General features: G+C 68.5%; 32 protein-coding genes, 2 tRNA genes and 1 other RNA gene. 12 read left to right on the forward strand and 23 right to left on the reverse strand.

Features of this window, described 5'->3' with window-relative positions; translation table 11 throughout:
* Positions 1 to 2: 2 nt before the first annotated feature.
* The 3 genes from AC1RRF_RS03850 to fumC are packed head-to-tail and all read right to left on the reverse strand — an operon-like array spanning position 3 to position 2,820.
* Positions 3 to 761 (reverse strand): AAA family ATPase, encoded by a 759-nt coding sequence (locus AC1RRF_RS03850; RefSeq protein WP_492832972.1) that lies wholly within the window; start codon positions 759 to 761, stop codon positions 3 to 5.
* On the reverse strand, positions 758 to 1,432 hold the full coding sequence (locus tag AC1RRF_RS03855; protein ID WP_492832974.1) for a phytanoyl-CoA dioxygenase family protein: 675 nt from the start codon (positions 1,430 to 1,432) through the stop codon (positions 758 to 760). The genes AC1RRF_RS03850 and AC1RRF_RS03855 overlap by 4 nt, the downstream gene beginning before the upstream one ends.
* Complete coding sequence (gene fumC / locus AC1RRF_RS03860; protein ID WP_492832976.1) at positions 1,432 to 2,820, reverse strand: class II fumarate hydratase; 1,389 nt, start codon at positions 2,818 to 2,820, stop codon at positions 1,432 to 1,434. The genes AC1RRF_RS03855 and fumC overlap by 1 nt, the downstream gene beginning before the upstream one ends.
* An 85-nt stretch (positions 2,821 to 2,905) precedes the next feature.
* On the opposite strand from fumC, the gene AC1RRF_RS03865 reads away from it, so the two are divergent.
* Both AC1RRF_RS03865 and AC1RRF_RS03870 read left to right on the forward strand, forming a co-directional pair.
* A complete protein-coding gene (locus AC1RRF_RS03865) occupies positions 2,906 to 3,520 on the forward strand; it encodes a peptidylprolyl isomerase (RefSeq protein WP_492832978.1) in 615 nt (204 codons plus the stop codon).
* The gene (locus AC1RRF_RS03870; RefSeq protein ID WP_492834137.1) at positions 3,517 to 3,870 is read left to right on the forward strand and encodes a RusA family crossover junction endodeoxyribonuclease; all 354 of its coding nucleotides are present in this window, start codon (positions 3,517 to 3,519) and stop codon (positions 3,868 to 3,870) included. The genes AC1RRF_RS03865 and AC1RRF_RS03870 overlap by 4 nt, the downstream gene beginning before the upstream one ends.
* Before the next feature lie 19 nt (positions 3,871 to 3,889).
* Here the strand turns inward: AC1RRF_RS03870 and AC1RRF_RS03875 are convergent, their stop codons facing one another.
* The 6 genes from AC1RRF_RS03875 to miaA all read right to left on the reverse strand — a co-directional run bounded on the left by AC1RRF_RS03875 (position 3,890) and on the right by miaA (position 8,177).
* Positions 3,890 to 4,300 carry a GFA family protein gene (locus AC1RRF_RS03875; protein ID WP_492832980.1) on the reverse strand — a complete coding sequence of 137 codons (411 nt, stop codon included), beginning with the start codon at positions 4,298 to 4,300 and terminating at the stop codon, positions 3,890 to 3,892.
* On the reverse strand, positions 4,297 to 5,034 hold the full coding sequence (locus AC1RRF_RS03880) for a C13 family peptidase (protein ID WP_492832982.1): 738 nt from the start codon (positions 5,032 to 5,034) through the stop codon (positions 4,297 to 4,299). Before AC1RRF_RS03880 ends, AC1RRF_RS03875 begins: the two co-directional genes overlap by 4 nt.
* Before the next feature lie 60 nt (positions 5,035 to 5,094).
* Positions 5,095 to 5,589, reverse strand: a complete 495-nt coding sequence (locus tag AC1RRF_RS03885; RefSeq protein WP_492832984.1) for an SspB family protein — start codon at positions 5,587 to 5,589, stop codon at positions 5,095 to 5,097.
* A 121-nt stretch (positions 5,590 to 5,710) separates the two neighbouring features.
* Positions 5,711 to 6,072, reverse strand: a transfer-messenger RNA (tmRNA) gene (gene ssrA, locus AC1RRF_RS03890).
* A gap of 28 nt (positions 6,073 to 6,100) precedes the next feature.
* Entirely contained in the window at positions 6,101 to 7,240 is a 1,140-nt protein-coding gene (locus AC1RRF_RS03895; RefSeq protein ID WP_492832986.1) for a hypothetical protein, read from the reverse strand.
* 61 nt (positions 7,241 to 7,301) lie between these two features.
* Positions 7,302 to 8,177, reverse strand: coding sequence for a tRNA (adenosine(37)-N6)-dimethylallyltransferase MiaA (gene miaA / locus AC1RRF_RS03900; protein WP_492832988.1), 876 nt, complete (start codon positions 8,175 to 8,177; stop codon positions 7,302 to 7,304).
* A 74-nt stretch (positions 8,178 to 8,251) separates the two neighbouring features.
* Here miaA and AC1RRF_RS03905 point away from each other — a divergent pair, with 74 nt between their 5' ends.
* Complete coding sequence (locus AC1RRF_RS03905) at positions 8,252 to 9,322, forward strand: Mrp/NBP35 family ATP-binding protein (protein ID WP_492832990.1); 1,071 nt, start codon at positions 8,252 to 8,254, stop codon at positions 9,320 to 9,322.
* 62 nt (positions 9,323 to 9,384) lie between these two features.
* Entirely contained in the window at positions 9,385 to 10,482 is a 1,098-nt protein-coding gene (locus AC1RRF_RS03910; RefSeq protein ID WP_492832992.1) for an NADH:flavin oxidoreductase, read from the forward strand.
* A 7-nt stretch (positions 10,483 to 10,489) separates the two neighbouring features.
* On the opposite strand, the gene AC1RRF_RS03915 is transcribed toward AC1RRF_RS03910, so the two are convergent.
* The 3 genes from AC1RRF_RS03915 to AC1RRF_RS03925 form a co-directional block, all read right to left on the reverse strand.
* On the reverse strand, positions 10,490 to 10,708 hold the full coding sequence (locus AC1RRF_RS03915) for a YbjQ family protein (RefSeq protein ID WP_492832994.1): 219 nt from the start codon (positions 10,706 to 10,708) through the stop codon (positions 10,490 to 10,492).
* Between the two features lie 94 nt (positions 10,709 to 10,802).
* Positions 10,803 to 11,330: a dihydrofolate reductase gene (locus AC1RRF_RS03920; protein ID WP_492832996.1), complete on the reverse strand. Its 528-nt coding sequence runs from the start codon at positions 11,328 to 11,330 to the stop codon at positions 10,803 to 10,805.
* Between the two features lie 57 nt (positions 11,331 to 11,387).
* Positions 11,388 to 12,059 (reverse strand): aquaporin, encoded by a 672-nt coding sequence (locus AC1RRF_RS03925; protein ID WP_492832997.1) that lies wholly within the window; start codon positions 12,057 to 12,059, stop codon positions 11,388 to 11,390.
* 205 nt (positions 12,060 to 12,264) lie between these two features.
* On the opposite strand from AC1RRF_RS03925, the gene AC1RRF_RS03930 reads away from it, so the two are divergent.
* Positions 12,265 to 12,837: a hypothetical protein gene (locus tag AC1RRF_RS03930; RefSeq protein WP_492832999.1), complete on the forward strand. Its 573-nt coding sequence runs from the start codon at positions 12,265 to 12,267 to the stop codon at positions 12,835 to 12,837.
* Between the two features lie 4 nt (positions 12,838 to 12,841).
* On the opposite strand, the gene AC1RRF_RS03935 is transcribed toward AC1RRF_RS03930, so the two are convergent.
* The 6 genes from AC1RRF_RS03935 to AC1RRF_RS03960 all read right to left on the reverse strand — a co-directional run bounded on the left by AC1RRF_RS03935 (position 12,842) and on the right by AC1RRF_RS03960 (position 16,674).
* Positions 12,842 to 13,162 carry a nucleoside triphosphate pyrophosphohydrolase family protein gene (locus AC1RRF_RS03935; RefSeq protein ID WP_492833000.1) on the reverse strand — a complete coding sequence of 107 codons (321 nt, stop codon included), beginning with the start codon at positions 13,160 to 13,162 and terminating at the stop codon, positions 12,842 to 12,844.
* Complete coding sequence (locus AC1RRF_RS03940; protein ID WP_492833002.1) at positions 13,162 to 13,773, reverse strand: peptidoglycan DD-metalloendopeptidase family protein; 612 nt, start codon at positions 13,771 to 13,773, stop codon at positions 13,162 to 13,164. Before AC1RRF_RS03940 ends, AC1RRF_RS03935 begins: the two co-directional genes overlap by 1 nt.
* Before the next feature lie 50 nt (positions 13,774 to 13,823).
* Positions 13,824 to 14,681 carry a thymidylate synthase gene (locus AC1RRF_RS03945; protein WP_492833003.1) on the reverse strand — a complete coding sequence of 286 codons (858 nt, stop codon included), beginning with the start codon at positions 14,679 to 14,681 and terminating at the stop codon, positions 13,824 to 13,826.
* 124 nt (positions 14,682 to 14,805) lie between these two features.
* Positions 14,806 to 15,372, reverse strand: coding sequence for a hypothetical protein (locus tag AC1RRF_RS03950; protein WP_492833005.1), 567 nt, complete (start codon positions 15,370 to 15,372; stop codon positions 14,806 to 14,808).
* Positions 15,369 to 15,983 carry a hypothetical protein gene (locus AC1RRF_RS03955; RefSeq protein WP_492833007.1) on the reverse strand — a complete coding sequence of 205 codons (615 nt, stop codon included), beginning with the start codon at positions 15,981 to 15,983 and terminating at the stop codon, positions 15,369 to 15,371. The genes AC1RRF_RS03950 and AC1RRF_RS03955 overlap by 4 nt, the downstream gene beginning before the upstream one ends.
* A gap of 148 nt (positions 15,984 to 16,131) precedes the next feature.
* Positions 16,132 to 16,674, reverse strand: coding sequence for a DUF924 family protein (locus AC1RRF_RS03960; protein WP_492833009.1), 543 nt, complete (start codon positions 16,672 to 16,674; stop codon positions 16,132 to 16,134).
* On the opposite strand from AC1RRF_RS03960, the gene ilvC reads away from it, so the two are divergent.
* Entirely contained in the window at positions 16,673 to 17,689 is a 1,017-nt protein-coding gene (gene ilvC, locus AC1RRF_RS03965; RefSeq protein WP_492833011.1) for a ketol-acid reductoisomerase, read from the forward strand. The two genes, AC1RRF_RS03960 and ilvC, sit on opposite strands and share 2 nt — an antisense overlap.
* Before the next feature lie 68 nt (positions 17,690 to 17,757).
* On the opposite strand, the gene AC1RRF_RS03970 is transcribed toward ilvC, so the two are convergent.
* Positions 17,758 to 17,834 (reverse strand) — tRNA-Pro (locus AC1RRF_RS03970).
* Positions 17,835 to 18,021: 187 nt separating this feature from the next.
* On the opposite strand from AC1RRF_RS03970, the gene AC1RRF_RS03975 reads away from it, so the two are divergent.
* Positions 18,022 to 18,095: transfer RNA gene (locus AC1RRF_RS03975), tRNA-Gln, on the forward strand.
* A 139-nt stretch (positions 18,096 to 18,234) separates the two neighbouring features.
* A complete protein-coding gene (locus AC1RRF_RS03980; RefSeq protein ID WP_492833013.1) occupies positions 18,235 to 18,507 on the forward strand; it encodes a hypothetical protein in 273 nt (90 codons plus the stop codon).
* Here AC1RRF_RS03980 and AC1RRF_RS03985 read toward each other — a convergent pair.
* Complete coding sequence (locus AC1RRF_RS03985) at positions 18,504 to 19,106, reverse strand: sensor histidine kinase (protein WP_492833015.1); 603 nt, start codon at positions 19,104 to 19,106, stop codon at positions 18,504 to 18,506. The genes AC1RRF_RS03980 and AC1RRF_RS03985 overlap by 4 nt on opposite strands.
* Before the next feature lie 130 nt (positions 19,107 to 19,236).
* On the opposite strand from AC1RRF_RS03985, the gene AC1RRF_RS03990 reads away from it, so the two are divergent.
* The gene (locus AC1RRF_RS03990) at positions 19,237 to 19,692 is read left to right on the forward strand and encodes a response regulator (protein ID WP_492833017.1); all 456 of its coding nucleotides are present in this window, start codon (positions 19,237 to 19,239) and stop codon (positions 19,690 to 19,692) included.
* Between the two features lie 9 nt (positions 19,693 to 19,701).
* On the opposite strand, the gene AC1RRF_RS03995 is transcribed toward AC1RRF_RS03990, so the two are convergent.
* Together AC1RRF_RS03995 and AC1RRF_RS04000 are read right to left on the reverse strand one after the other, a co-directional pair.
* Positions 19,702 to 20,241 carry a GNAT family N-acetyltransferase gene (locus tag AC1RRF_RS03995; protein ID WP_492833019.1) on the reverse strand — a complete coding sequence of 180 codons (540 nt, stop codon included), beginning with the start codon at positions 20,239 to 20,241 and terminating at the stop codon, positions 19,702 to 19,704.
* 17 nt (positions 20,242 to 20,258) lie between these two features.
* Positions 20,259 to 22,445, reverse strand: coding sequence for a S9 family peptidase (locus AC1RRF_RS04000; RefSeq protein ID WP_492833021.1), 2,187 nt, complete (start codon positions 22,443 to 22,445; stop codon positions 20,259 to 20,261).
* Between the two features lie 88 nt (positions 22,446 to 22,533).
* On the opposite strand from AC1RRF_RS04000, the gene AC1RRF_RS04005 reads away from it, so the two are divergent.
* The 3 genes from AC1RRF_RS04005 (at position 22,534) to AC1RRF_RS04015 (ending at position 24,774) form a co-directional block, all read left to right on the forward strand.
* Positions 22,534 to 23,352, forward strand: coding sequence for a trypsin-like serine peptidase (locus AC1RRF_RS04005; protein ID WP_492833023.1), 819 nt, complete (start codon positions 22,534 to 22,536; stop codon positions 23,350 to 23,352).
* Positions 23,353 to 23,428: 76 nt separating this feature from the next.
* Entirely contained in the window at positions 23,429 to 23,575 is a 147-nt protein-coding gene (locus tag AC1RRF_RS04010; RefSeq protein WP_492833025.1) for a hypothetical protein, read from the forward strand.
* A 104-nt stretch (positions 23,576 to 23,679) separates the two neighbouring features.
* Entirely contained in the window at positions 23,680 to 24,774 is a 1,095-nt protein-coding gene (locus AC1RRF_RS04015) for a dipeptidase (RefSeq protein ID WP_492833027.1), read from the forward strand.
* 23 nt (positions 24,775 to 24,797) lie between these two features.
* On the opposite strand, the gene AC1RRF_RS04020 is transcribed toward AC1RRF_RS04015, so the two are convergent.
* A complete protein-coding gene (locus AC1RRF_RS04020; RefSeq protein ID WP_492833029.1) occupies positions 24,798 to 25,340 on the reverse strand; it encodes a hypothetical protein in 543 nt (180 codons plus the stop codon).
* Positions 25,341 to 25,497: the final 157 nt, after the last annotated feature.

Here is a 25,497-nt window from a genome sequence, read left to right on the forward strand (position 1 = left end):
GGTCAGTCTTCCGTCAGCAGCACGTCCAGATAAGTCTCCCGCCGGTTCAGGAAGCCCTTGGTGACCGTGTAGGGCTCGGTGTCCTCGTACTCGACGCGGTCCAGGCCGTGCGCGGAGGCCTGGTAGATCCACGCGTCCGGATAGCCGAGCAGGATCGGCGAATGGGTGGCGATGATGAACTGCGACCCGTCCTGAACCAGCTGATGCAGCCGGGCCAGGAACGACAACTGCCGTGACGGCGAGAGCGCCGCTTCGGGCTCGTCCATGATGTACAGGCCGTTGCCACGAAATCGGTGTTCGAACAGGGCGAAGAAGCTCTCGCCATGCGACTGTTCGTGAAGCGATACGCCGCCATGTGAATCGATGATCCGGGGCGCAGGAGCCGGCTCACTATCCAACCGTTCGATCTCCGTCGCGACGTTGAAATAGCTCTCCGCGCGCAGGAAATAGCCGTCGGTCGGTCGCGCCGCCTGTCGGACGGGGCGGACGAACCGGTGCAGCGGGGAATGCGATCCGCGCGTGCTGAAGCCGAAATTCTTTGAACCGCCCTCGGCGTTGAAACCCCAGGCCACGGCCAGCGCCTCGACCAGGGTCGACTTGCCTGATCCGTTCTCACCGATCAGGAAGGTCACCCGCGGATGGAAGGTCAACACGTCCGTGGCTCTCACCGCGGGCAGGTTGAACGGATAGACGCCGTCGTCCCAGCCCTCGCGCCGCTCCAGCCGCGCCTCGATCCAGTAGGGGCGGTCCAGGGCGGTCATGCCGTTCCGCTCCATTCCAGTCCGCCGGGCAGGTCGAAGTCCGCATAGTCGACCTGGAGCACGCGCCGCCGTCCTGGCCGCGCGGAGGGGTCTGAGGCGTGCAGGATGGGGGTGCGGTAAGCCCAGATGTCGCCGGCTGCGGCCAGGCAGGTCCTCTGGGTCGCTTGACCGGCCCGTCGTTCCGCATCCAGCGCCGCCACGCGTCCCAGCCGGTGGGATTCGAGCGCGATCCGCAGCGGCGCATTGTCGGCGTCCACCGCATCGAGATGGACCCGTAGGGTGATCATGCAGGCCAGCACCTCGAACGGCGGCGCGACATGCAACAGGCCGTCCTTGGTCGACCAGGGGCCGAAGCCGTCGACCTCGACCCGTGCGCGAACGGGCAGGGTGCGATCCTGATGCCAGGCCACGCTCCAGTTCGCGTCGGGCGTCTTGTCGAACATCACGGCCCGGACCGGCCGGGCCGCGGTCGAGGTCAGGGCCGCCGCGACCTCGCCGATGGAGCCGTCGATTGCGAGCAGCCGATCCAGAGACGGCTCGTTCGCGAGGCGGGCGCCCGGTCGCGATCCGACGCGAGCGTCCGCCAGTCCGCGAAGAGCGTCGAGCGCGTCATCATCCAGCCGCCGTCCGGCGTGCAGGGCTCCGTCGCGCTCGAAAGCTTCCCGATCCATCAGCCCGGCGAGATCATCTTCTCGGGACGGACGTACTGGTCGAACTCCTCGTTCGTCAGATAGCCGCCGCCGACCGTTTCCTCGCGCAGGGTGGTGCCGTTCTTGTGCGCCGTCTTGGCGATCTTGGCGCAGATGTCGTAGCCCAGCTTGCCGTTCAGTGCCGTGACCAGCATCAGCGAGTTCTCGAGACCCCGCTTGATGTTGTCCTCGCGCGGCTCGATCCCGACCACGCAGTTGTCGGTGAAGCTGATCGCCGCATCGGCCATCAGGCGCACGGACTGCAGGAAGTTGTAGGCCATCACCGGATTGAAGACGTTCAGCTCGAAATGCCCCTGCGAGCCGGCGAAGGTGACGGCGGCGTGGTTGCCGAACACCTGGACGCAGACCTGCGTCAGGGCCTCGCACTGGGTCGGGTTGACCTTGCCCGGCATGATCGAAGAGCCCGGCTCGTTCTCCGGCAGGGCCAGTTCGCCCAGGCCCGAACGCGGACCGGAGCCCAGGAAGCGGATGTCGTTGGCGATCTTGAACAGCGACGCGGCGACCGTGTTGATCGCGCCGTGGCTGAAGACCATGGCGTCGTGGGCGGCCAGGGCCTCGAACTTGTTCGGGGCGGTGACGAAGGGCAGGCCGGTGATGCCGGCGATTTGCTCGGCGACCTTTTCAGCGAAGTCGACGGGGGCGTTCAGGCCGGTGCCGACGGCGGTGCCGCCCTGGGCCAGCTCCATCAGCTTGGGCAGGGTCTGCTCGATCCGTTCGATGCCGTTGGCGACCTGCTGGGTGTAGCCGCCGAACTCCTGGCCCAACGTCAGCGGGGTGGCGTCCTGGGTGTGGGTGCGGCCGATCTTGATGATGCCCTGCCAGGCGTCCGACTTGGCCTTCAGGGCCGTGTGCAGGTGTTTCAGCGCCGGGATCAGGTCACGCACCACCTGTTCCGCGCAGGCCACGTGCATAGCCGTCGGATAGGTGTCGTTCGACGACTGGCTCATGTTGACGTGGTCGTTGGGATGAACGGGCTTTTTGGAGCCCATCTCGCCGCCCAGCATCTCGATGGCGCGGTTCGAGATCACCTCGTTGGCGTTCATGTTCGACTGGGTGCCCGAGCCCGTCTGCCAGACGACCAGCGGGAAGTGATCGTTCAGCTTGCCGTCGATGACCTCGTTGGCGGCGTCGACGATGGCCTTGCCGATGGCCGGGTCCAGCTTGCCCAGCGCCATGTTGGTCTCGGCGGCGGCGCGCTTAACGATGCCCAGGGCGCGGACGATCGGCAGCGGCTGCTTCTCCCAGCCGATCTTGAAGTTCCCCAGCGACCGCTCGGCCTGCGCGCCCCAATACCGATCAGACTGAACCTCGATCGGGCCGAAGGTGTCGGTTTCGATGCGGTGGGTCATGGCGGAGGGGCTCTTCAGGCGTGGCGGGAGGATGCGCGGCGGTGTAGCACGAGCACGCGCGCGGACAAGGCGGAGGAGGTCGGTGATGCGGAACAGGATGGCGACGGTCATGGGCATGTTGGCGCTCGCGGCCTGCGCGACCACGGCGACCGGCGCGGAACAGCCGCGGGTCGTGCTCGAAACCGACGCCGGGCGGATGGTGCTGGCGCTCGACCTCGACAAGGCGCCGCTGTCGACCTGCAACTTCCTCGCCTACGTCACCGACGGCGACTACGACGAGGGAAGCTTCTTCCGCACCGTGGTGCGCCAGACCAACGCCAATCCCCATCCGATCGACGTCATCCAGGCCGCCACCCCACGCGGTTCGGACGACGATTCGCGCCCGCCCATCCCTCTGGAGCGCACCCGCGACACCGGCCTGCGCCACGTCGCCGGCGTCGTCTCCATGGCCCGCGACGGGCCGGACACCGCGACGTCCAGCTTCTTCATCGTGACGCAGGACACGCCCGCGCTCGACTTCGGCGGCGGGCGCAATCCGGACGGCCAGGGCTTCGCCGCCTTCGGTCATCTGGTCGAGGGACTGGACGTGGCGCGCCGCATCCAGATGTCCGCGGCGAACGGCGAGGAACAGCTGACCCCGCCAGTCGTCATCCGCTCGGCCCGCATCGAGGGCGAAGTCCCGGCGCAGTGCCGCCCGTGACCGCCGGCTGGATCGGGACCGGCAAGGTTCGGGCGCGTGAACTGGACGGCGTGGTCGAGATCACCGTCGAGGGCCTGACCACCCAGGCCAAATACTACAAGCCGCTGGTCTATGAGTTCATGCGCAAGGAGTGGACCTCGCGTCCGTCCTGGGGCGACTACGTCGTCGAGATCGCCATGGAGCACGTCGGCGACCCGCCGTGGATGGACCTGGACAACCTGGCCAAGGCGCTGCTGGACGCCATCAAGGGCTATCTGTTCCACGACGACAGCCAGGTCGCCCGCCTGCTGGTCGAACGCCACGAAGGCGAGCGCGAGCGCATCACGATCCGGGTGTTTCCGAGGGCCTAGTCCGACGCCGGTTCGAATCTCAACACGCCCACGATCCCGTTCGCGTTTCCGCCATCGCTGGGATGATGAACGCCGTCGTTGACCGGATCTCGGCGAACTCAAATGGACTGACGCCGAGGCAGGCGGCGTTCACGCCATACTCGTTCGGGTTCGAACGCCGGCGATGGTGAGTGTAGATGCCGCAGATCGAACAGAAATAGTGCCGCGCCGTCCCGGTGTTGAACCGATACTCGGTCAGGACGTCTTCGCCCTCGAGCACCTCCAGGCCACCGAGGCCGGCGGTGAGGGCGACCGCGCCGCGCATCCTGCAGAACGAGCAGTCACATCGCCGCGCACTCGCCAGCCCTTCGCTCAGCCGCACGCGGAATCGCACCGCGCCGCAGTGACAGGCGCCGGCCGACCAGCCTTCGCTGTCCGTGGTGAGGCTCATCCGACCGGTCGGTTGAAGCGCAGCGTCGGCAGCCGCATCTGCATGTCCGCCCCGACGAACAGCTGCGGCTCGGAAGGGTGATCGACCTTCGCCTCCTGCTCCTTGCGGCTGACGCAGGCGCGGGTCGCGGAGGCCAGCGAGAGGAAGTCGGTGGCGGCCGGCAGGCTTTCCAGCACGCAGCCGTCGAACCACGGATAGCGCTCATCGGCGCCGCAGCCGAACGAGGGCCGGTCGCGCCGAGCCGCGGTCAGCACCATCCGGTTCGGCGCCTGCAGGGCGTTGACGAAGATGCCGGAATAGCAGGCCGAGACGATCACCACGGTCGGCCGCGCGCCGCAGCTGTTGCGCACCATATTGGCCATCATGTCCGGCGCCATGCGGGGCGCGTCGCCGAACACCATGCCGTCGGGCGCGCCGTGCGAGGTGAAATAGATCAGGCAGCCGCGGGTCGTCTTCGCCGCGGCCTCGCGCAGGCCGGTGACCACCGTCGCCGGGCTGTCGGTGCGCAGCGAGTAGTCGACCATGTCGGCGCGGCTGAAACCGGCGTCGAGAAAGCCGCGGATCAGGTCGCGCCGGGCGTTGTCGAAGGCCTCGATCGGCGTGCCGCGTCCATCGCGCCAGTCGGCCTGGATAATCGCCGAGGTCCAGCCCTCGAAGCGGCTGGGCGCTTGCGCGGCCGCCGGTCCGGCGAGCATGAGCAGCCCGGACAGCAGAACGATCAAACCCCGAAGCATGCGCAACCCTCGCTGTTCCAGTCCGCCGAAGTTAGCGGATGAGGCGGAGAGGGGAAGGGGTCACTTCTTGCGGAATTGATCCAGCGAAACGACCTTGGGCGCGTCGTCGCCGCCCAGCGGCGGCACCGGCGCGTCGTCGACCTGCGCGGAGGCCACCTCGGCGGCGATCTCGTCGATCGTCGCGGGAGGCTCGAACTGGAGCAGAAACTGGACGGACGGGTCGTAGAAGCGGGTGACCGCCACATAGGGCATGGCCAACACCTTGGGCATGCCGCCGAACTTCAGCATGACCGAGAATTTCGTCGGTTCGACCTTCAGGTCCCAGTACTGATGCTGGAGCACCACCGTCATCTCGTCCGGGTATTTGGCGAGGATGTCGGGGGGCACGCTGACGCCGGGGGCCCGGGTCTTGAAGGTGATATAGAAGTGGTGGGCGCCGGGAATGCCGTCCGGCAGCGCCGCGCGCTCGAGCGCAGAGCGGATCACGCCGCGCAGGGCGTCCTGCGCGAGCTGCTCGTAGTGCATGTCGTCGACGGGGGGCGTCTCTTCGGCCATCGGGCGCCTCAGCTGTTCGGCACCGGGTTTAACCGCGCCGGAGCACGGACGAAAGCCGGAATCTGGGTTAAGCGGCGACCGCGTCGCGAAGGCGCTACTTTCAACGATCTCGATGGGGATAAGCGCCGGGATTCTGTTGCCAGGCTCCCGACAGGCCCCGCCCCAGGATCTGAACCCTGAGGACTTAGTTCGGAATTACCGGAACCGCATTACGCGGCGACGGCGTATTCCCCAGCGAAGTTATCGTTCGCAGTTAGAAAATGACCCGATACGGTGGGTCAGGACGAGCGAAAGCAATCCTCTTTACACGTCCGTCGATGCTAGTCGGCCCCGCACTAACCCGCTGATAACCGGGAGAGAATGGTGGAGCCGCCGGGAATCGCACCCGGGTCCGGTCCGCTTATTACAGGCACGTTTATCGCCATAGTCCGGCCGAAACCGAACAGGGGGAATATAGGCTCAAGAGCTTGCGGTTCCAAGAGCGATAAGGATGCCGGCGACCGGGCCGACCTTAGCGCAGAACCGCCCCTGCAACCGGCGACCAGCTGTAGAGCGCGCTCGCGCGGGGCCGGCCGAACACATCCTCGGCGGGATTAAATCGCGTTCCGTCCAGCGCCAGGCGGCAGGCGGCCACATCGGTCGCGTCCATGCCGGACGAGGCCATGACAAGGCACTGGGTCGCTCGCCCCGTCATATCGATCTCCAGCCGTAGCCTGAGCGCGGCGGGATCGCCTTCCGTCGGAAGTCCGGCCCGTATCGCGGCGGCGCCCTCGGCCGTGACGACCGGCCGGGTCGGTTCCTCATGCTTCGGAAGGATCGCCAGGACCCGTCGGCCCGATCTGATGAAATGCAACGTCGCCCGGTTACGGACGCCGCCTGGGAAGGTGTAGCGCGCCCGTTGCGCCGCCCGGCAGGCGTCGGCGTTCAGGCGGCCGTCGCCGGACGATCCGGCGATGTGGCAGGTCAGCCGGCCGTCGTCCTGTCGTGTCAGCATCACGCCCGCCCACGGCTCGCTCGCCGCCTCCGGCGCGGACCCGCCGCCCGGTAGCAGGTCCAGGCCGGTGACCGCCACGTCGGTCGAGCCCCAGTACAGCGGCCAGCCGCTGGGGGGCAGAGGAGGAGGCGGGGAGGGCGACAGGCTTCGGTGATTGACGACACGGGTGGGCGCCTGGTCGCTCTGGGCGAACCAGATGTAGGAGAAATACTGATCCGCGACGCGCTCACCCGCCAGATTCAGGGCAGGCCGAAAGCGCATCCGGTCGCTCATCCGCTCGCAGAGCCCCGGCGAATAGGGATCATTTCCACCGTTTTCGATCCGGCAGCCGGTCACGCGTCCGTCGGCGCCGATCTCGAACAGCAGCCCGGGGTTCGCCCGCGGGGCGCCGGGCGTCCTCAGACGCTCCACGACCGGGTCGGTCTCGGCGATCCAGTCACGGATGTCGCCATCCGGCATCGCTCGCCGCAGCAGGCCGGGCTCCTCCCGATCGGTCAGGGAAGTTCCTCCGGGCCGCAGCGCCGGCGCGTAGGCGACGATGCCGATATACGGGTGTATTTCGGCGGGCGCCTTTTCCGCTGCCGGAGTCTGGGCCTGCGCCCCGGCGGCGGCCATCGTTCCAGCCATGATCATGGTCGCCGCGGTCTTGCGGATCATCGGACTTCCCCCCGTCGGTCTGGCGCCACCATGGCGGAACGCTGGTTGCCGGGGAAGGCCGTCAGGGTCGAATTCGTGTCCACCCCGGCGTCTGGTTCCGGAACCAGGTCAACTGGCGCTTGGCGTAGTTGCGCGTGGCCTGCCGGGTCGCCTCGATGGCAGCCTCCAGCGTCGTCTCGCCAGTCAGATGCGCCGCGAACTCGCGCACCCCGACGGCCTTCATGGCGGGCAGGTCTGACGACAGGCCGCGCGCGACCAACGCCCGCACCTCGTCCAGTGCGCCCTGTTCGACCATGTGGCCGACCCGCAGGTCGCAGTGGGCGTAGAGCGTCGCGCGATCCGGCTCGACCACCGTCCCCGTCCATGATCCGGGCGCCAGCAGGGGCGTGGTGTCGGCGGTCCAGTCGCTGAGCGCCCTGCCGGTGTGCTCGACCACCGCCATGGCGCGGGTCAGGCGCTGTCGGTCACCGCTCTCGATGCGGGCCTCGGCCTGCGAATCCCGTCCGGCCAGGCGACGGCGGAAGGCGGCCTCGCCCTCGGCGTCGAACGCCTCTCCGGCGGCGTCGCGCGCCTCCAGCGGGATGTCGGGAATATCCGCCAACCCCTTGGTCAGGGCCGTGAAATACAGCCCTGTGCCGCCGACCAGCAGGGCTGGGCGGCCCGCATCCGCCAGCTCCGCCAGCACCGACAGGACCGCCCGGCTCCAGCGGCCCACGGACCAGGCCTCGGCGGCGTCAGCCACGCCGTACAGCCGGTGCTCCGCCTGCGCCTCGTCGGCCTCGGACGGCCGGGCGCTCAACACCCGCAGGTCGGCGTAGAGCTGCTGGCTGTCGGCGTTGACGATCGCGGCCCCGGTGCGCGCGGCGGTCTCCAGCGCCAACCCGGACTTGCCCGAGGCGGTGGGGCCGGCGATCAGAGTGATGGAGGGGTGGGACAATTCGAGGCTCGCGGGGCGGGTCGTCCGGCGATAGAACGCAGGCCCCGCAGCCGCAACCCGCTGGACCTTTCACCTTGCCCGACAAAGCCGCCGTCATCGCCGCCCTCGACGCCATCCTCGACCCGAAGTCGGGGCAGGGACTGATGGCCGCCGGACTGGTGCAGGGACTGACCGTCGCCGAGGACCGCGCGGGCTTTGTCATGGAGGTCCCGGCGGGCGACACCCGGCTGTACGCCCCGGTCCGCGACGCCGCCGAGGCCGCCCTGAAGGCGCTGCCCGGCATGACCCGCGTCTCGGTCGTCCTGACCGCCGAGGCCGTCGCCGCGACCCGGCCCGTGCGCACCGCCTCCCTCTCGCCCCAGGCCGTCGACCAGACCCGCGCCAAGGCTCCGGTCCCCACGGATCGACCGGCTCACGTCCGCCGCGTCCTGGCCGTCGCCTCCGGCAAGGGCGGGGTCGGCAAGTCCACCGTTTCGGTCAACCTGGCCGCCGCCCTAGCCGCGCGCGGTCTCTCCGTCGGCCTGCTGGACGCCGACGTCCATGGCCCGTCGATCCCGACCATGCTCGGCCTCTCGGGCAAGCCGGAATACGTCGACGGCATGATGCAGCCGCATCTCGCCCAGGGCCTGAAGGCCATGTCGGTCGGCCTGCTGACCAAGGCCGAGGACGCCATGGTCTGGCGCGGCCCCATGGCCTCCCAGGCCCTGACGCAGATGCTGACCCAGACCCGCTGGGGCACGGAAGAGGCGCCGCTCGACATCCTCGTCGTCGACTTGCCGCCGGGCACCGGCGACATCCAGCTGACCCTGATCCAGAAGACGCCGCTGGACGGGGCCGTCATCGTGACCACCCCGCAGGAGGTGGCGCTGGCCGACGCCCGCCGCGCCCACGCCTTGTTCCAGAAGGTCAACGTTCCGACCCTGGGCCTGATCGAAAACATGAGCGGCGACGTCTTCGGGCGCGGCGGAGGCGAAGCCGAGGCCGCCCGCCTCGGCGTACCCTTCCTGGGCGACGTGCCGCTGGACGCCGCCGTGCGTACAGGCGGCGACGCCGGAGCGCCGATCGTGCTGACCGATCCGGAAGGCGAGGTGGCGCGGCGGTTCGCAGAGGTCGCGAAAGCGGTGAGTGAAAAACTCGGGCTCTGAGGGTTTCCAAAAGAAACTTTATTCGCCACCCTGCCGGTTCCAGTCTCCCCGAGAGCCGATCCATGTCCGTCGACGCCCTGTTCCGTTCCTTCACCATCAAGGGGCTGACGCTGCCCAACCGCATCGTCATGGCGCCGATGACCCGCTCCTTCTCGCCGAACGGCGTCCCGTCCGAGGGCGTGCCCGGTTACTATCGCCGCCGCGCCGAGGGCGGGGTGGGCCTGATCGTCACCGAGGGCACGGTGGTCGAACGCCCCGCCGCCCGCAACGACGCCGCCGTCCCGGTCTTCCACGGCGAGGCCCTGCCGGAATGGAAGAAGGTCGTCGAGGAGGTCCACGCCGTCGGCGGTTTGATCGCGCCGCAGATCTGGCACGTCGGCGCGGCCAGGGGGCAGGGCGCCGAGTGGGAACCGCTGGGCAAGGTCGACAGCCCTTCGGGTCTGGCCGGCCTGGGCAAGCCGAAATACGAGGCCATGACCGACGAGGACATCGCCGACACCATCGCCGCCTTCGGCCGGTCGGCCCGCGCCGCGCGAGAGCTCGGCTTCGACGCGGTCGAGATCCACGGCGCCCACAGCTATCTGATCGACCAGTTCTTCTGGAACGTCCTGAACGTCCGCACCGACCAGTGGGGCGGGGCCACCATCGGCGAGCGCTCGCGCTTCGGCGCCGAGGTGGTCAAGGCGGTGCGCGAGGGCGTTGGCCCCGACCTGCCCCTGATCCTGCGCCTGTCGCAATGGAAGGGCGGCGCCTATGACGCCAAGAACGCCCATGATCCGGCGGAGCTGGAGCAATGGCTGTCGCCGCTGGCCGAGGCGGGGGTGGATGTCTTCCACTGTTCGCAGCGCCGCTTCTGGGAGCCGGAGTTCGAAGGCTCGGACCTGAATTTCGCCGGCTGGACCAAGAAGGTCACCGGCCTGCCGACCATCACCGTCGGCTCGGTCGGGCTGGACGGGGAGTTCATCGCGGCCTTCGGCGGCGCGGGGTCGAAGCCGGCCTCGCTGGACGGGCTGATCGAACGGCTGGAACGCGAGGAGTTCGACCTCGTCGCCGTCGGCCGCGCGCTGCTGGCCGATCCCCGCTGGGTCGAGAAGATCCGCGACGGCCGTCACGACGAACTGATGGACTTCGAACGTCAGGCCATGCTGACGCTCAGCTAAGCCCGCGTCACTCCGGCTCGATCACCACGGCGGTGCCGTAGGCCAGCACCTCGGTGATGCCCGGCATGATCTCGTTGGCGTCGTAGCGCATGGCCAGGATGCCGTTGGCGCCCATCTGCTCGGCGTGCTGGATCAGTTCTGACAGGGCTTCGGCCCGCGAGGTCTCGGCCAGCTTCACATAGGCGCCGACGCGGCCGCCCAGCATCGACTGCAGGCCGCCGACCATGTCGCTGACGGCGCACGGTGATGCCGCGCACGGCGCCGATGGTCTTCACGACCCGATAGCCCGGGGCGTCGTTGGTGGTCACGATCAGCATGGGTCAGCGCCTTTCAAGGGTGCGGAAGACGAACGCGTGGTCGTCCTTCTCGCCCGCAGGATGCGCCTCGGATGTGACCTCCGTCCACTGGCTCTCGTCGAAGGCCGGGAACAGGACGTCGCCGTCGGGCGCGGCGTCGACCTCGGTGATGTAGAGGCGTTTGGCGCGGGGCAGGGCAGCCTCGAACAGGCCCGCGCCGCCGATCACGCACAGCTCGTCGACGCCGTCGTCCTGGGCCGTCTCGCGGGCGATCTCGATGGCCTCGTCCAGCGTCCGACAGACCAGCGCGCCCTTGGCCTGACCGTCGTCGCCCCAACCCTCGTCGCGGGTCAGGATCACGTTCAGCCGACCGGGCAGGGGCCGCAACGGCAGGCTCTCCCAGGTCTTGCGGCCCATGATGCAGGGCTTGCCGATGGTGATGGCCTTGAACCGCTGCAGGTCGCTACGCAGCCGCCACGGCAGGTCGCCGTCGCGGCCGATCACGCCGTTGGAGCCGCGGGCCACGACGAGGGCGATGATGGGCAGGGGCAAGCGAACCTCGAACGAAACAGGCGGCGGCCGGTGCGGCCGCCGCCCGTTCTTACGCCATCAGGCGGCCGGTTCCAGCACCTTGAAGCGGAACAGCAGGGCGCCGATCACCGCGCCGATGGCCGGCCCGACGAAGAAGGCCCAGACCTGCGTCAGGGCCTCGCCGCCCTGCAGCACGGCCGGGCCGAAGCTGCGCGCCGGATTGACCGAGACGCCCGTCACCTGGATACCGACGATGTGGATCACCGCCAGGGTGAGGCCGATAGCCAGTCCCGCGAAGGCGCCGTGACCCTTGTCGCCAGTGACGCCCAGGATCACCACCACGAAGATGGCCGTGGCCACGACCTCGAAGATCAGCGCCGCCTGCAGGCCGTAGCCGCCCGGCGACCCAGCGTCGAAACCGTTGGCCCCCAGACTGGTGAAACCGGTTTTGGCGATCAGGCCGATGATCACCGCGCCGGCGACCGCGCCCAGGAATTGCGCGACCCAGTACAGGCCCATGTCCTTCAGCGACATCCGCCCGGCCACGAAGGCGGCCAGGCTGACCGCGGGGTTCACATGGCACCCCGACACCGGCCCGATGCCGTAGGCCATGGCCACGATCGCGAGCCCGAACGCCAGGGCGATGCCCAGCTGGCCTACGTGGTCGAACCCGCCCAGCACCGCCGCCCCGCACCCGAACAGCACCAGAACCATCGTGCCGACGAACTCGGCCGAAAACTTCTTCACCATGGCAACCTCCCCGTTGCTACGGCCCCGCCTTGCGCGGGGTCGATCGCGACGGTGCGCCGAGTCTCAAGGTGACGCTAGGTTGCAGGAACGCCGGTCTTCGACTCCAGCCCGCGCGACCTGTCCGATGTCCATGTCGGCCGCCGGGGAACGGTCAAGATTCTCATCCGCTTCACGGAGCCCACATCCCTCTCAGTGCGAGATCCGCATGCGCAAATACCTTCCCGCCATCGTCACCGGCCTCGTTGTCACGGTGGTGGTCGGCGTTCTCCTGGGACTGATCGGCTTTCATGGCTTCGCCGCCTGGTATGTGCCGCTCTTCGCGGGCCTGTTCACCGGCTACATCATGGCCAATCTGCAGGGGACCAAGGCGGGGCCCGCCGCGTCGGAAGAACAGAAGGCGGCGGTGCTGGCGCTCAAACCGTCGCCCGGCAAGGCTCTGATCATCGTTCATCGCCAGGGCTTCGTCGGCAAGGCGGCGGGCATGGAGGTGCTGCTGGACGAGCGCCTGCTGGGCCAGCTGAAGTCGCCCCAGTTCACGGCCGTGGAGGTCGACCCCGGCGCCCATGCGCTGAGCTTTGGTTTCGTCGGTCTGGCCGCCGCCCAGAACAAGCGCGAGATCGTTCCGGTCACGGTGGCCCAGGGCCAGGTCGTCGCCTACCGCGCCACCATCTCGATGGGGATGGGCAAGAACACCATCAAGGTCGAGCCGGACGAGCAGGTTCATTCGCTGGTCGATGATCTGCGCCGCATGAAGATGATCGCGCCGGCGACGGCCTGACGGATCAGGGCTGCGCTGGCGTCTTTTCCAGCCAGTGCAGCCACTTCCGCCGCATCGCCGCCTCGATGTCGATGTCCGCGGCCCGGCAGTAGATGAGCAGCATGCCCAGCACGTCGGCAGCCTCGTCGCCCAGCTTGTCGTGATCGGCCGCGCCGCGCGCTCGGTCCGTGACGCGCAGATGCTCGGCGACCAACTCGCCCAGTTCCTCCTGCACCTTCAGCAGCGCCCAGTCGCCTGACGCCGCCTTGTCACGGTCGATGCCGTGTTCGCGCGCATAGATGTCCGAGATACGCAGGACGGAGTCCTGCAGGCCCTTCAGGTCCATCACTGCACCTCCGCCGTCAGGTCCCAGCGGATCTGCAGCGGCGTCGTGCCGCGATAGGCGCCGATATGGATGTGGGGATTGCGGCTCATGCCGTTGTTGCCGACCACCCCGACCTTCTGCCCGCGCCGGACCGTCTCGCCCTCGCGCACCACGGGCGCATCGACGTGAGCCAGCAGCACTGTGACGCCGTCCTCGCGCCGGATCAGGACCATGCCCGCGGGCGGCTGACCCATTTCGCCGGGCGTATTGGCGACAGGGTTCGCATGAAGCCCCAGCACCACGCCGTCGAAGGGCGAGATCACATCGGCGCCCCAGCCGTACCAGTCCTCATTGGTCGCGCCGTCGGTGCGGTAGGGCTTGGCGAACATAGGACCGTCGCCCTCGGTCCAGCTCTGGACCTGACAGTCGGCGCCCAGGGCGTCTCCGGTGACGGTCAGGGTCCCGGCCTTGTGCTCGCTGCACAGGAAATAGGCCTCGAAGATCGGCCCCACGGTCACGCTCTCGATCGTGTCGCTGGGCGTGATCGGGACGAACAGGCCGTCCGGCAGGGCGGGCGGGTCCTGAACCGGAGCGGCGAGAGCCAGAAGCGAGGCGAGGAGAAGGGCGGGCACCGGAGGCCTCCGTGAACGCTACGAACGGATGGACGGGATTGGGCGCGCGGTCAGACCGCGACCGGCGCCTTGATGTGCGGCCAGGGCTGGTAGCCGTCCAGCACGAAGTCCTCGAGCCGATAGGCGAACAGGTCGTCCCTCGGCGTGATGGTCATCGTCGGCAGGGGCAGGGGCTGGCGGCTCAGCTGCAGCTCGGCCTGCTCGATGTGGTTCAGGTACAGGTGCGCGTCGCCGAAGGTGTGCACGAACTCACCGGGCTCCAGGCCCACGACCTGCGCCATCATCAGGGTCAGCAGGGCGTAGCTGGCGATGTTGAACGGCACGCCCAGGAAGACGTCGGCGCTGCGCTGGTACAGCTGGCAGCTCAGCTTGCCGTCGGCCACGAAGAACTGGAACAGGCAGTGGCAGGGCGGCAGGGCCATGTCGTCGACGTCGGCGGGGTTCCAGGCCGAGACGATGTGGCGGCGGCCGTTGGGATTGGTCTTCAGCCCGTGGACCAGCTTCTCGATCTGGTCGATGACCCGGCCGTCCGGGGCGGACCACGAGCGCCACTGCTTGCCGTAGACCGGCCCCAGCTCGCCCTCGGCGTTGGCCCATTCGTCCCAGATGCTGACGCCGTTTTCCTTCAGCCAGCCGATGTTGGTCTCGCCGCGCAGGAACCACAGCAGCTCGACGATGATCGAGCGCAGGTGCAGCTTCTTGGTGGTCAGGACCGGGAAGCCCTTGGACAGGTCGAAGCGCATCTGGCGGCCGAACACGCCCAGCGTCCCGGTGCCCGTCCGGTCGTCGCGCTGCGCCCCATTCTGCAGGATGTCGCGCAGCAGGTTCAGGTACTGCCACTCGGGGTGGTCAGCCGGAATGGCGCCGGTGCGGGATTCCAGATCAGCGAGGGCGACGGCGGCGTTCATGTCCGGGAGGTTGGACGCTGATTCGCGAATCCCCAACGCGCACGGTGGACACTTTGACGTGCTGGCTGTGGACGCCGCCTGTGGCGCAGCGGAGCGGACGGGAGCGGACCCCCGTCCGTCCGTTTCAACGGGTCGCTTCGACGAAGGCCGGATCGGTGAACAACTGGCCGGTTAGCTTCTGCACGGTCGCGACATAACCCTGCACCGCCGCCGGATTGGCGATCGCTCCGAGGAACGATGACTCCCACTGGTGATCGACGCTGTGCACCTTGTCATAGACGATCCGGCCGCCGCGGGTCAGCACGAAGCGGGCGCCGATTGAGGCGCGACCGACGCTGAGGTCATTGGCGTCCAGGTGGTTCTTGGTCAGCGTTCCGGACAGGCGCAGGCCGGCGGCGGGATCGAGCCGACCGGCGTTGCGCAGTTCGGCCTCCAGCGCCTGCTGCAGATAGGTGCTGAAGGCGCCGTCGCCGCCGCCGCCGGTCATCGCGTCGGCGCGTATGCCCAGCTTGCTGTCGTTGACGCCGACGTCGGCCGCGAAATCGTCCACTCCGATCGGCGTGGCGCTGACGTGCAGCGCCCGCAGGTTGGCGATGCCGGGTTGGTACGCCGGCGCCGGCGCGGTCACGCAGGCGGCCAGAGCCGATAGCGCCGCCAGCACGACGACGGCGCGGATCGCGCGGTGGATCACTCGAACGCCCGTTTCTCGGCGAGCTGGTCGAGGCCGTTCCACACGATCTGGTCGATCACCTGGTGTACCGCTTCCATAGGCGCCAGCGCCGTCAGGCCTTCAGGACCGGCCTTGTTGCCGATCGTCGTGTGGAGGGCGTGGCGGACGTCGACCGTCGTTGTCTCCCCCGCGCGGCTGTAGGTCACGGTGCCGACGTAGGCGTCGGTGACCATGGTCCCGACGGCGCCGAACGTCAGGCCGACGCCGAAGCCCTCGGCCGCAGCGTTCTCGCCATCGACCGCGACGTTGTTGATCACAACCGTCAGCAGGCCGGCGTCGGCGCCGGCAGGATCGCGTGATACCGCGGAGAACAGGCCCGACTCGGCGGCGACCGCGACGACGCGAGGCTGCACTTCGGCCGTCGCGGCGGCGTTGGGACTGCCCTTGGTGCGGAACTCGACCATGACCTGGACCGGGCGCGGCGTCGCCGGCGCGGCGATGTCGGCCCTGGCCACGCGCGGCAGCGTCGGATCGACGTACGACTTCGCCGTCAGGCAGCCGGTCAGCACCAAGGCGCAGGACAGCAAGGCTATGCCGCGAGCGGCGTGGCGGAAGAGAGTGTTGGATGTCATTGGCGATTCCCCCCTGGTGTCGCGCAAAAAACGGCCCGATGGGCCAGCTTCACAGTTAACTCCTTATTCGGCCCGATCCAAGACGCCGCCGTTATGGACCAGATCGTCGGTCAGCCGTGCCGCGGCAGGGGAAGAAGGCCTCCCGAAATCAGCCCCCGAACCCGCCTTCATCCAGGAACTGCTGCTCCTCCGCCGTCGTCTCCCGCCCCAGACAGGCGTTGCGGTGCGGGAAGCGGCCGAACCTGACGATGATGTCGCGGTGGATGTGGCCCCACTTCTTCAGGTCCTCATCATCACCGATGAGGGCCAGATAGCGGTCCTGGTCCTCCAGCCGCTCCGAATGTTCGAACGGTAGAAGGATGAAGTTCCGCAGGTCCGGCTCGACCGCCAGATGATGGCCGCGCGAGACCGCCTGTTCCGCGAAATGTCGCGCCAGCGGGTCCGTGGCGAACTGGTGCGCCGTGCCGCGGAACACATTCCTCGGGAACTGGTCCAGCAGGATCATCAGCGCCAGCGAGACCTCCGGCGTTTCCGCCCAATGGTCCAACTCTCGCCGCGCCGCCTGGAAGTGAGCCTTTTCGAACCTCTGGCGGAACAGGGCGTCGAAGGCGTCGTCCTTGGCGAACCACTTGGCGGGGCCCGCCTCTTTCCAGAAGCCGACGACATCGGATGGGGTTATCTGTGCGCTCATGACCCAACAGATAGTCTCGCCGCTGCCCGCGTTCCATGACCGGGACTGCGATCTCTCCATCATCCAGAGCAAACGCGTCGCCGTCATCGGCTACGGCAGCCAGGGGCGGACCCACGCGCTGAACCTGCGCGACTCGGGTGTCGCCGACATCGTCATCGGCCTGAAGGCCACGTCGGCGACCCGGGCGAAGGCGCAGGCCGACGGCTTCACCGTCCTGACGGCGGGCGAGGCGGCGGCGGGGGCGGACGTGGTCGCCATCATGGTCTCGGACGAGGCCCACCGCGACCTGTGGCGCGACGAACTGGAGCCCAACATCCGGCCCGGGGCGGCGCTGATCTTCGCCCACGGCCTGTCGGTCCGCTTCGGCCTCGTGGAGCCTCGGCCGGATCTGGACGTCATCCTCGCCTCGCCCAAGGGCATCGGGCCGCGCATCCGCGACCTGTACGAAGCCGGGGAGGGGGTCTTCTGCCTGTTCGGGGTGCATCAGGACGCTTCGGGCGGGGCGCACGCCCTGGGCCTGTCCTATGCGGCGGCGCTGGGCTGCGGCCGCAAGGGCATTCTGGAGACCACCTTCGCCGCCGAATGCGAGAGCGACCTGTTCGGCGAGCAGGTGGTGTTGTGCGGCGGCGTGGCCGAACTGGTGGACGGCGCCTTCATGAAGCTGGTGAACGCCGGCTATCCGCCCGAGGTGGCGTGGTTCGAATGCTTCTACGAGCTGAAGCTGGTCACCGACCTGATGTTCGAGAAGGGCATCGCCGGGGCCTTCGGGCGAATCTCCAACACGGCGGAGTACGGCGCCTATCTGACCGGGCCGCGCATCATCGGCGACGCCTCGAAGGCGGCCATGGACGAGGTGCTGGCCGAGGTCCGGTCCGGCGCCTTCGTCAAGAAGCTGATGACCGACTACGACGCCGGCTCGCCCGAACTGCTGGCCCGCCGCAAGGCCCTGGGCGAGCGCACCATCGAAAGCGTGGGCGCGCACCTGGCCGAGGTGGCGTCCAAAGCGGAGGCCTGAAACGAAAAGAGCGCCCGAAAGGGCGCTCGTTCGTTGCTTCCAGGGGCTTCGGGACCCCCTTGAAAGAATGGTCGGAGTGAGAGGATTCGAACCTCCGACCCCTGCGTCCCGAACGCAGTGCTCTACCAGGCTGAGCCACACTCCGACTTGAGGAGGGGGCTTATAGCGACGGGTTTTCCCCCCCGCAAGCGCCGAAACGGCCTTGCGGAAAATAGTCTGGACGGCCCCGAAAGCCTCACAATGCCATTGCTCGAAAAGACCTATTGCGTCCGGCGCGGCCTTGGCGTATCCGACCGCCTCCTCGCTTCCGGGCGGGGCTGCGCCGGACCTGCTGGGGAATGGTGTAATGGTAACACTACGGTTTTTGGTACCGTCATTCTAGGTTCGAGTCCTAGTTCCCCAGCCATCCGCCTCGTCCTCTGACAGGCCCTCCCACGAACCGCTCGCGACAGCGTGGCGCGTTCCTCTGACCGGCTCGCCGCGCGTGCGGCTCTCCAGTTACGAAAACGGGGCGGTCGACGCCCGAGGCGCGGGCGTGTGCGGCGATGTTCAGATGTCGGGAGTGCGAGATCATCCTCCAGGAGGGGCGCAACTGGCATGCGTCCTACGCGGCCCGGAACTATCGCCACTGCATGGACTGCGCCCGCGCCTACTCCCGCCGCCGCTACGGCCGGATCAAGCCGACGGTGAAGCGCCGCGTGCCGACCGCGCCGGACATGGCCGCCGCCCGCATGGGACGCACGCGCCGGGAGTGGACCGCCGGCAACCGCGCCGCCATCGCCCGAGAACGGAGGGAGAGGACCGCGGGAGAGCCCTAGTGGGCCAGCGCCGTTTCGAGCGGCAGGCGAATGCGCACGCCGACGCCGGCGCCGGGGGCGGTCTCGATGGCGATGGAGCCTCCCAGGTGTTCGACCAGGCCGCGGACCAGGGCCAGGCCTTCGCCGGGCTCGATGACATCAGCGCCGACGCCCGAATCGCGCACCACCAGGCTGACCCCGCCGACCGCACGCGAGAAGGCGACGGCGATGGAGCCGCGCCGGTCACCCGGGAAGGCGTGACGGCAGGCGTTGGAGAGCAGTTCGTGGGTGATGATCGCCATCGGCAGCAGATGGCTGTCCGGCAGCAGGGTGGTCTGGCCACGCACCTCCAGCCGCACGGCCCGGCCTTCGCAGGCCCGACCCCAGAAGGCGGCGACGTCGTCGAGATAGCCCGCGAAGTCGAGCGGCCCTTCGGCGGTCATGCGGCGGCTGATCAACTCCATCGCGGCGGTGACGTCGCTGAGCCAGGTCAGGTGGCGGATGCTCTCGGGGTCGGTGACGCTGCGTAAGCGAATCCCCGCCAGCGTCTGCAAGAGCTGGTAACCGCCGAGCAAACGTCGCTGAAGCTCGACGATTCGGTCTTCCGCTGCCGCGGCCATCGTTCCCCCAACGATTGAAAAGGCCGGAAATTCTTACCCCACGCAGAACCAAATAGCCAATCGCGCGTTCGACGGTCCGCTAACGGACACAGTGGTGGTAAACAGGTCTGGTTAGCGTTGGGGGAGTGGAGTGTCCGACCTGCCAGATCTCCGGGTCATGATCGTGGAAGACCAGGCGTTGCTGGCGATGGAGCTCGAACTCGTGTTGGGCGAGTCGGGTTGCGACGTCGTGGGCTGCGCCATGGACAAGGCGGGCGCGTTCGCCATCGCCGAGCGTGAGCGGCCGGACCTGGCCCTGATCGACGTGAACCTGCTGGACGGCATCACCGGTCCGCAGATCGCCCAGCGAATCGTCGGCGAGTACGGCACGGCCGTGGTGTTCCTGACCGCCAATCCCGAACAGATTCCGGACGGTTTCGCCGGCGCCCTGGGCGCGGTGTCCAAGCCGTTCGACGAGCACACCATCCGCGCCGTGGTGAACTTCGCCCGCCAGTTCATCCTGCACCGCACGGTCGGCGAGACCCCGCGCCGGTTCCGCCTGGCGCCGTGGCTGACCACCCCGCCGGACGACATCGCCCCGCACTGAGGACGCGCCTCAGAGCCGCAGGCCCTCGCCCTCGGGCGGGCGGCCATCCGGGGTCAGGTCCAGCTGCATCAGGACCACGTCGATCCAGCGCTCGAACTTCCAGCCCGTCTCGCGCCACACCCCCGCCTCGCGGAAGCCGGCGGCCTTGTGCAGGGCGATGGAGGCCGTGTTGGCGCTGTCGCCGATGGCGCCGACGAGATGCCGCAGGCCCAGGGCGCGCGCTTGGTCGATCAGGGCCTGCATCAGCGCCCGTCCGATCCCGCGGCCCCGCGCTTCGGGAGCGAGGTAGACCGACAGCTCGACGCAGTAGCGGTAGGCGGGGCGCAGTCGGAACGGGGAGAGGTAGGCGTAGCCGACGACCGCGCCGTCCAGGTCCGCCGTCAGCCACGGCAGGTCCAACGCCCGGACCCCGGCCAGCCGGGACGCCATCTCGGCCTCGTCCGGCGGGACCAGTTCGAACGTCGCCGTACCGTGCAGGACCTCGTCCGCATAGATGGCGGTGATCGCCGGCAGGTCGGCGGCGATGGTGTCGCGCAGGACGGGGCTCATCGGTTCGCTCGCCGGGCTCAGGCCTGTTCCCAGCCCTTCTGGATCGACCAGATGGCGAAGGCGTAGACCACGGCGATGTCCTTCAGATAGTCGAACCGGCCCGACGAGCTGAAGTGGCCGGCGGTCATGTTGATCTTGAGCAGGACCGGCTTGCCCGAGGTCGTGGCGGGCCGCAGCTTGGCGACCCACTTCTCGGGCTCCCAATAGGTGACGCGCGGGTCCGACAGGCCGCCGGTGGCCAGCACGGCCGGATAGGCCTTGGGCTCGACCTGATCGTAGGGGCTGTAGCTGAGCATGTAGTCGTAGGCGGCCGGGTCGGTGATCGGGTCGCCCCACTCGGGCCATTCGCCGGGGGTCAGCGGCAGGCTGACGTCGGACATGGTGTTGATGACGTCGACGAAGGGCACGTCGCCGATGACCCCGGCCCAGAGGTCAGGGCGCATGTTGTTGATCGCCCCCATCAGCAGGCCGCCGGCCGAGCCGCCGTGGGTGACGATGTTTCCGGCCCGGGCGTAGTTCTTGTCGATCAGGTGTTCGGCGGCGGCGATGAAGTCGGTGAAGGTGTTCTTCTTGGTCATCCGGCGCGCGGCCAGGAACCAGCCCCAGCCCTTGTCCGAGCCGCCCCGGATGTGGGCGATGGCGTAGATGAAGCCGCGGTCGACCAGCGACAGCCGGTTGGTGCTGAAGCTGGCGCCCATCGGGATGCCGTAGGAGCCGTAGCCGTACAGCAGGACCGGCGCCGAGCCGTCCACCGGCGTCGACTTCCGACGCAGGATGGTGACCGGGACCAGTTCGCCGTCGGAGGCGGGGGCGTTCAGCCGCTCGACGACATAGTCCGCGATGTTGTGGCCCGACGGGACCTCCTGCGTCTTGCGCAGGGTCCGCTCGCGCGTCTCCATGTTGTAGTCGAAGGTCTGCGCGGGCGTGGACGGCGAGGTGTAGACGTACCGCGTCATCGGCGAGTCGTATTCGTAGGTCCCGCCCAGGCCCAGGACATAGGCGGGCTCGTCCACGGCGATGGCGTGCTCCTCGCCCGCGCGGGTGCGGATGACGATGCGGGTGTTGGCCTCGTGGCGCTCGACCCGGGCCAGATAGCCCGAGAAGGCGGCGACCGACTCGATCAGGCGGCCGGCGGTGAACGGCACCAGGTCGGTCCAGTTGGCGCGGCCCGGGGCGTCGGTGGGGGCGGTGACGATCTTGAAGTCCACGGCGCCGTCGGCGTCGGTGCGGATGACCCAGCGGTCGCCCCAGTGGTCGGCGTCATACCGCAAGGCCTCGCGGCGCGCCTCGATCAGGACCGGCGTCGCTTCCGGCTGGTCAGAGGGGACGTAGCGCCATTCGGACTGTTCGCCGTTGGCCGAGGTGATGAGGATGTATTTGAAGTCCGCGCTGACCTGCAGACCCATGTACATGCCGTCGTCCGGCTCTTCATAGACGGTGGTGATCTCGCCGCCCGCGACGCGGCGCTTGAGGATCTTGTCCGAGCGGCCGTTGTCGTCGCGGTTGATCCAGAAGATCCAGTCGCCGCCCGCCGAGAAGGCGAGGCCGCCCATGGCGCTTTCGATCGGTTCGCCGACGGACTGGCCGGAGGCCACGTCCTTGATGAAGATGCGGTAGACCTCGGAGCCCTGCGCGTCCTCGGCGTAGGCGAACAGCCGATGGTCGCGGCTATGTTCGGTCTCGCCGACCGAGGAATAGGCCTTGCCCTCGGCCAGGGCGTTGGCGTCGAGCAGGACGACTTCACCGTCCGTGCGGCCCTTGGGACGGCGGCAGTAGAGGGGATGCTGCTGGCCCGCCTCGAAGCGGGTGTAGTACTCCCACGGGCCGTCGGGCAGCGGGACGGAACTGTCGTCCTCCTTGATGCGGCCCTTCATCTCCTCGAACAGCTCCTGCTGGAGCGGCTCGGTCGAGCGCATCATGGCCTCGCGATAGGCGTTCTCGGCGGTCAGGTGTTCCTTGACGTCGGCCTTGATCAGCGACGGGTCGCGCAGGACCTGCTGCCAGTTGTCGTCCTTCATCCACTGATAGTCGTCGGTCCGCGTGCGGCCCAGCTGCTCGATGGTGACGGGGATCTTCTTGGCGACGGGCGGGACGGGCGCGTTGGGCATCGAGGCTCCGGTAGGGGGCTTGGCGTGGGCCATGGCGGGGAGGGCGGTCGCGGCGAGCGCGGCGGAGGCGGTGGTCAGCAGGTCGCGGCGATTCATCTCAAGTCTCCCCCGGATGGACGGCGGACCTTGTGCGTCCCGGCCCCGCGCCGTCAAATGAACAAACGCTCGTGGCCCCGGTATGCCGATGTTCGATCTTCAGGTCCCGCCCGAACCCGTCCAGGATCCGCCCGTCGCCGAGGTGGTGCAGGCCGCGCCGGTCTGGGATCTGACCGTCGGCCTGATCAAGGCGACGGTGCAGCTGGATCAGCCGATCAACGCCACGGAGCGCAAGGTCGGCACGGCCTTCCTGATCAACGCCCCGGATCCGCAGGGGCGGCCGCGCACGGTGCTGGTCACCGCCGCCCATGTGCTGGACGGGATGCCGGCGGCGCAGGCGCGGATCGGCTGGCGGGTCGAGACGAGCGACGGCGGCTGGCGGTTCGCGCCGCAGGCCCTGCGCATCCGCGAGGACGATGGCGATCCCCTGTGGACCAAACACCCCGAGCGCGACATCGCGGTCATGGCCATAGCCGCCCCGCCCGAGTTCGCCGAGGCCGCCATCCCGCTGGGCTGGCTGGCCAACGCCTATGCGCTGGACGCCTGGCAGGTGGGGCCGGGCGACGAGCTGATGACCCTGGGCTATCCGCATGGGTATTCGGCCAATACGGCGGGCTTTCCGATCCTGAGGACCGGGCGGGTAGCCAGTTGGCCGCTGACGCCGATCCGGGCCTTCCCGACCTTCCTGCTGGATTTCAACGTCTTCCCCGGGAACTCGGGCGGGCCGGTGTTCTGGACCCCCTCGGCGCGCAAGCTGCCGGGCACGGTGACGCCGGACCACCCCTTCGTCGCCGGGGTGCTGGTGCAGGAGATGCGGGTCGGCGGCGAGACGGTGGGCATCGGGATCGTGGCCCATGCGGACTATGTGCGCGAGGCGATCGCGATGATGGATGGGGCAAGGCCGTAGGGGCCGCCGTTCGCCAGCTTGACCGGAGCGGCCGCCTCGCCGTTCATGCGGCTTCCTCCCACCCCGAAGGTGTTTGATGACCCAGAAGAAGGGCCTGAATTTCGGTTTGTGCGTCATCGGCGGAATCATCCTCGGCGCGCTCATCGACAATATGGCGATCGGCCTGATCGTTGGGTTCGCCGTGGGCTTCGGCCTCCTGGGGCTGAACCGAAGCAAGTCGTAGGTTCGGGGAGGTGAGCCGGTGCGAAGACGCCGGCGACGTTACGGCGATTTAACTCGTGGTTCCCGGACGACCACCGCCAAGCTCCGGGCTTGGGAGATCGCGACATGAACCGACGTGAACTGCTGGCGTGCTCTCTCGGGGGCGCGGCCCTGGTCAACCTCGCGCCCGTGCAGGCGCAGAGCCGAACGTCGCGACGCTTCGTGGTGGATGCGCTGGCGATCGGCGGGGCCGGATCGGTGGACGGCCCTGAAGTCCTGGGCGCGGGCATGGATGCGCTGGTCCTGGACATGACCATCTTTCCGCGCGCGCTCCCGGAGGCGACGGCGGCCCTGTCGGCGTGGAACACCCGTGTGGCCGAGGACGGCGCGGCATTGAGTCTGATCCGCAAGGGACCGGATTTTCAGGCCGCCCGGGATGCCGGCAAGCTGGGGGTGATCATCGCGTGCCAGGACGCGTCGATCCTGGGACCGTCGGTCATTTCCTATTCCGACCGGAACCTGGAGGCCCTCAGGACCATGCATGCTGCGGGGCTGAGAATTCTCCAGCTGACCCACAACGAGAGGACCGGCGCGGGCGACGGCTTCATGGAGCCCCAGGACGGCGGCCTGTCATTGCTGGGCGCCGGGGTGGTGGAGGGCATGGCCCGCCTCGGGGGGCTGGTCGACCTGTCCCATTGCAGCGAGCGGACGACCATCGAGGCCATTCGCCTGTCCGCCGGGCCGATCGCCGTCACCCACGCCGGCTGCCGCGCCCTGAACTCCAGCCTGCGCAACAAGACGGACGAAGCGATCCGGGCGCTGGCCGACAAGGGCGGCTTCTTCGGCGTCTTCATGATGAGCCGCTGGCTGACGGATCGCGACACCTCCTCGGTCGAGGATGTGGTGGATCACATCGACCATGTGGTGAAGGTCGGCGGGATCGACGTCGTGGGATTCGGCAGCGACCAGCCGGCGATGGGCGACTCCAGCCCTCAGGCCGCCAAGGTCGCCCGGCTCGCCGACTATCAGGCCAGAAACCTGGGCAGGGCCGGAGCCGAGCCGCTGCACGGCCATGTGACCTGCGCGGACATGGACGGTCCGGACCGAATGATGGTGCTGGCCCGGGCCCTGGAGAGGAGGGGTTACGGCGCCGCCGACGTCGACAAGATCGTGGGCGGCAATTTCGTTCGGGTGTTCAGCGAGGCGACACGCGGCGCCTAGGCCGGCGAGACGGGCCGAGCGGCCTATTCCTCGCGCAGCTCGAGCGCGGTGAAGGGCGCCTGGCCGCGCTCGATGCGGATGAGATCGAGGACGCCGAGGATCTGGCGAGACCGCCACAGGCTCATGCCGAAGGAGAGCGGTCCGGCCGCGGACCCGATGGCGATGGGAATGAGCACGCCGGCGTGCTGGCGAGCGAACGACATGACGCTGTCGCCGGCCAGTTCCGCCAGCAGGGCCAGGATGGAAATCGGCACCGTCAGATAGCCGATCACCACGGAGCGGAACATCTGCTCCTGGCGCCGCGCATTGAGGGACGCCAAGGCGGACACGGCGTCGAAGGTCGCGTTGTCGGCCTCTTCGAGGATCCTGAAGGCCGCGATCGTCGACGGATTGCGCCGGAAACCGCTGATGAAATCAACGCCCAGATAGCCCCACGCACCCGGGGTGTAGAAGCTGGAGGGGATCAGGCTCCAGGCGGGGAAATGGGCCTTGAGTTCCGTCCAAAGCCGCCAGGCTTCGATTGCGCCCTGCGTGGCAGGCTCGCCCGTCGTGTCCTTGATCGCCATTCGCGCCCCCGGGGAAGTGATCTTACGGTGACCTGTTCAGCCGACTCGCGAAAGGCCGCAAGCGCCGAGCGGGCTGGAGACGTGGCCGAGAACGCCGGCGGTGTAGGCCTCCAAACCGCAAGATCGGTCGAGCGCGCGACAGCCGCGCGCGGCACGC

The organism is Brevundimonas sp. GW821-FHT12C05 (genome assembly GCF_058807475.1).

What these genes read in the sequence shown, in the direction of transcription:
- AC1RRF_RS03850 (WP_492832972.1), bottom strand. Translation starts at nt 761, where the DNA reads ATGACCGCCCTGGACCGCCCCTACTGGATCGAGGCGCGGCTGGAGCGG.
- AC1RRF_RS03855 (WP_492832974.1), bottom strand. Translation starts at nt 1,432, where the DNA reads ATGGATCGGGAAGCTTTCGAGCGCGACGGAGCCCTGCACGCCGGACGG.
- fumC (WP_492832976.1), bottom strand. Translation starts at nt 2,820, where the DNA reads ATGACCCACCGCATCGAAACCGACACCTTCGGCCCGATCGAGGTTCAG.
- AC1RRF_RS03865 (WP_492832978.1), top strand. Translation starts at nt 2,906, where the DNA reads ATGCGGAACAGGATGGCGACGGTCATGGGCATGTTGGCGCTCGCGGCC.
- AC1RRF_RS03875 (WP_492832980.1), bottom strand. Translation starts at nt 4,300, where the DNA reads ATGAGCCTCACCACGGACAGCGAAGGCTGGTCGGCCGGCGCCTGTCAC.
- AC1RRF_RS03880 (WP_492832982.1), bottom strand. Translation starts at nt 5,034, where the DNA reads ATGCTTCGGGGTTTGATCGTTCTGCTGTCCGGGCTGCTCATGCTCGCC.
- AC1RRF_RS03885 (WP_492832984.1), bottom strand. Translation starts at nt 5,589, where the DNA reads ATGGCCGAAGAGACGCCCCCCGTCGACGACATGCACTACGAGCAGCTC.
- AC1RRF_RS03895 (WP_492832986.1), bottom strand. Translation starts at nt 7,240, where the DNA reads ATGATCCGCAAGACCGCGGCGACCATGATCATGGCTGGAACGATGGCC.
- AC1RRF_RS03910 (WP_492832992.1), top strand. Translation starts at nt 9,385, where the DNA reads ATGTCCGTCGACGCCCTGTTCCGTTCCTTCACCATCAAGGGGCTGACG.
- AC1RRF_RS03915 (WP_492832994.1), bottom strand. Translation starts at nt 10,708, where the DNA reads ATGGTCGGCGGCCTGCAGTCGATGCTGGGCGGCCGCGTCGGCGCCTAT.
- AC1RRF_RS03925 (WP_492832997.1), bottom strand. Translation starts at nt 12,059, where the DNA reads ATGGTGAAGAAGTTTTCGGCCGAGTTCGTCGGCACGATGGTTCTGGTG.
- AC1RRF_RS03930 (WP_492832999.1), top strand. Translation starts at nt 12,265, where the DNA reads ATGCGCAAATACCTTCCCGCCATCGTCACCGGCCTCGTTGTCACGGTG.
- AC1RRF_RS03935 (WP_492833000.1), bottom strand. Translation starts at nt 13,162, where the DNA reads ATGGACCTGAAGGGCCTGCAGGACTCCGTCCTGCGTATCTCGGACATC.
- AC1RRF_RS03945 (WP_492833003.1), bottom strand. Translation starts at nt 14,681, where the DNA reads ATGAACGCCGCCGTCGCCCTCGCTGATCTGGAATCCCGCACCGGCGCC.
- AC1RRF_RS03955 (WP_492833007.1), bottom strand. Translation starts at nt 15,983, where the DNA reads ATGACATCCAACACTCTCTTCCGCCACGCCGCTCGCGGCATAGCCTTG.
- ilvC (WP_492833011.1), top strand. Translation starts at nt 16,673, where the DNA reads ATGACCCAACAGATAGTCTCGCCGCTGCCCGCGTTCCATGACCGGGAC.
- AC1RRF_RS03960 (WP_492833009.1), bottom strand. Translation starts at nt 16,674, where the DNA reads ATGAGCGCACAGATAACCCCATCCGATGTCGTCGGCTTCTGGAAAGAG.
- AC1RRF_RS03980 (WP_492833013.1), top strand. Translation starts at nt 18,235, where the DNA reads ATGTTCAGATGTCGGGAGTGCGAGATCATCCTCCAGGAGGGGCGCAAC.
- AC1RRF_RS03985 (WP_492833015.1), bottom strand. Translation starts at nt 19,106, where the DNA reads ATGGCCGCGGCAGCGGAAGACCGAATCGTCGAGCTTCAGCGACGTTTG.
- AC1RRF_RS03995 (WP_492833019.1), bottom strand. Translation starts at nt 20,241, where the DNA reads ATGAGCCCCGTCCTGCGCGACACCATCGCCGCCGACCTGCCGGCGATC.
- AC1RRF_RS04000 (WP_492833021.1), bottom strand. Translation starts at nt 22,445, where the DNA reads ATGAATCGCCGCGACCTGCTGACCACCGCCTCCGCCGCGCTCGCCGCG.
- AC1RRF_RS04005 (WP_492833023.1), top strand. Translation starts at nt 22,534, where the DNA reads ATGTTCGATCTTCAGGTCCCGCCCGAACCCGTCCAGGATCCGCCCGTC.
- AC1RRF_RS04010 (WP_492833025.1), top strand. Translation starts at nt 23,429, where the DNA reads ATGACCCAGAAGAAGGGCCTGAATTTCGGTTTGTGCGTCATCGGCGGA.
- AC1RRF_RS04015 (WP_492833027.1), top strand. Translation starts at nt 23,680, where the DNA reads ATGAACCGACGTGAACTGCTGGCGTGCTCTCTCGGGGGCGCGGCCCTG.
- AC1RRF_RS04020 (WP_492833029.1), bottom strand. Translation starts at nt 25,340, where the DNA reads ATGGCGATCAAGGACACGACGGGCGAGCCTGCCACGCAGGGCGCAATC.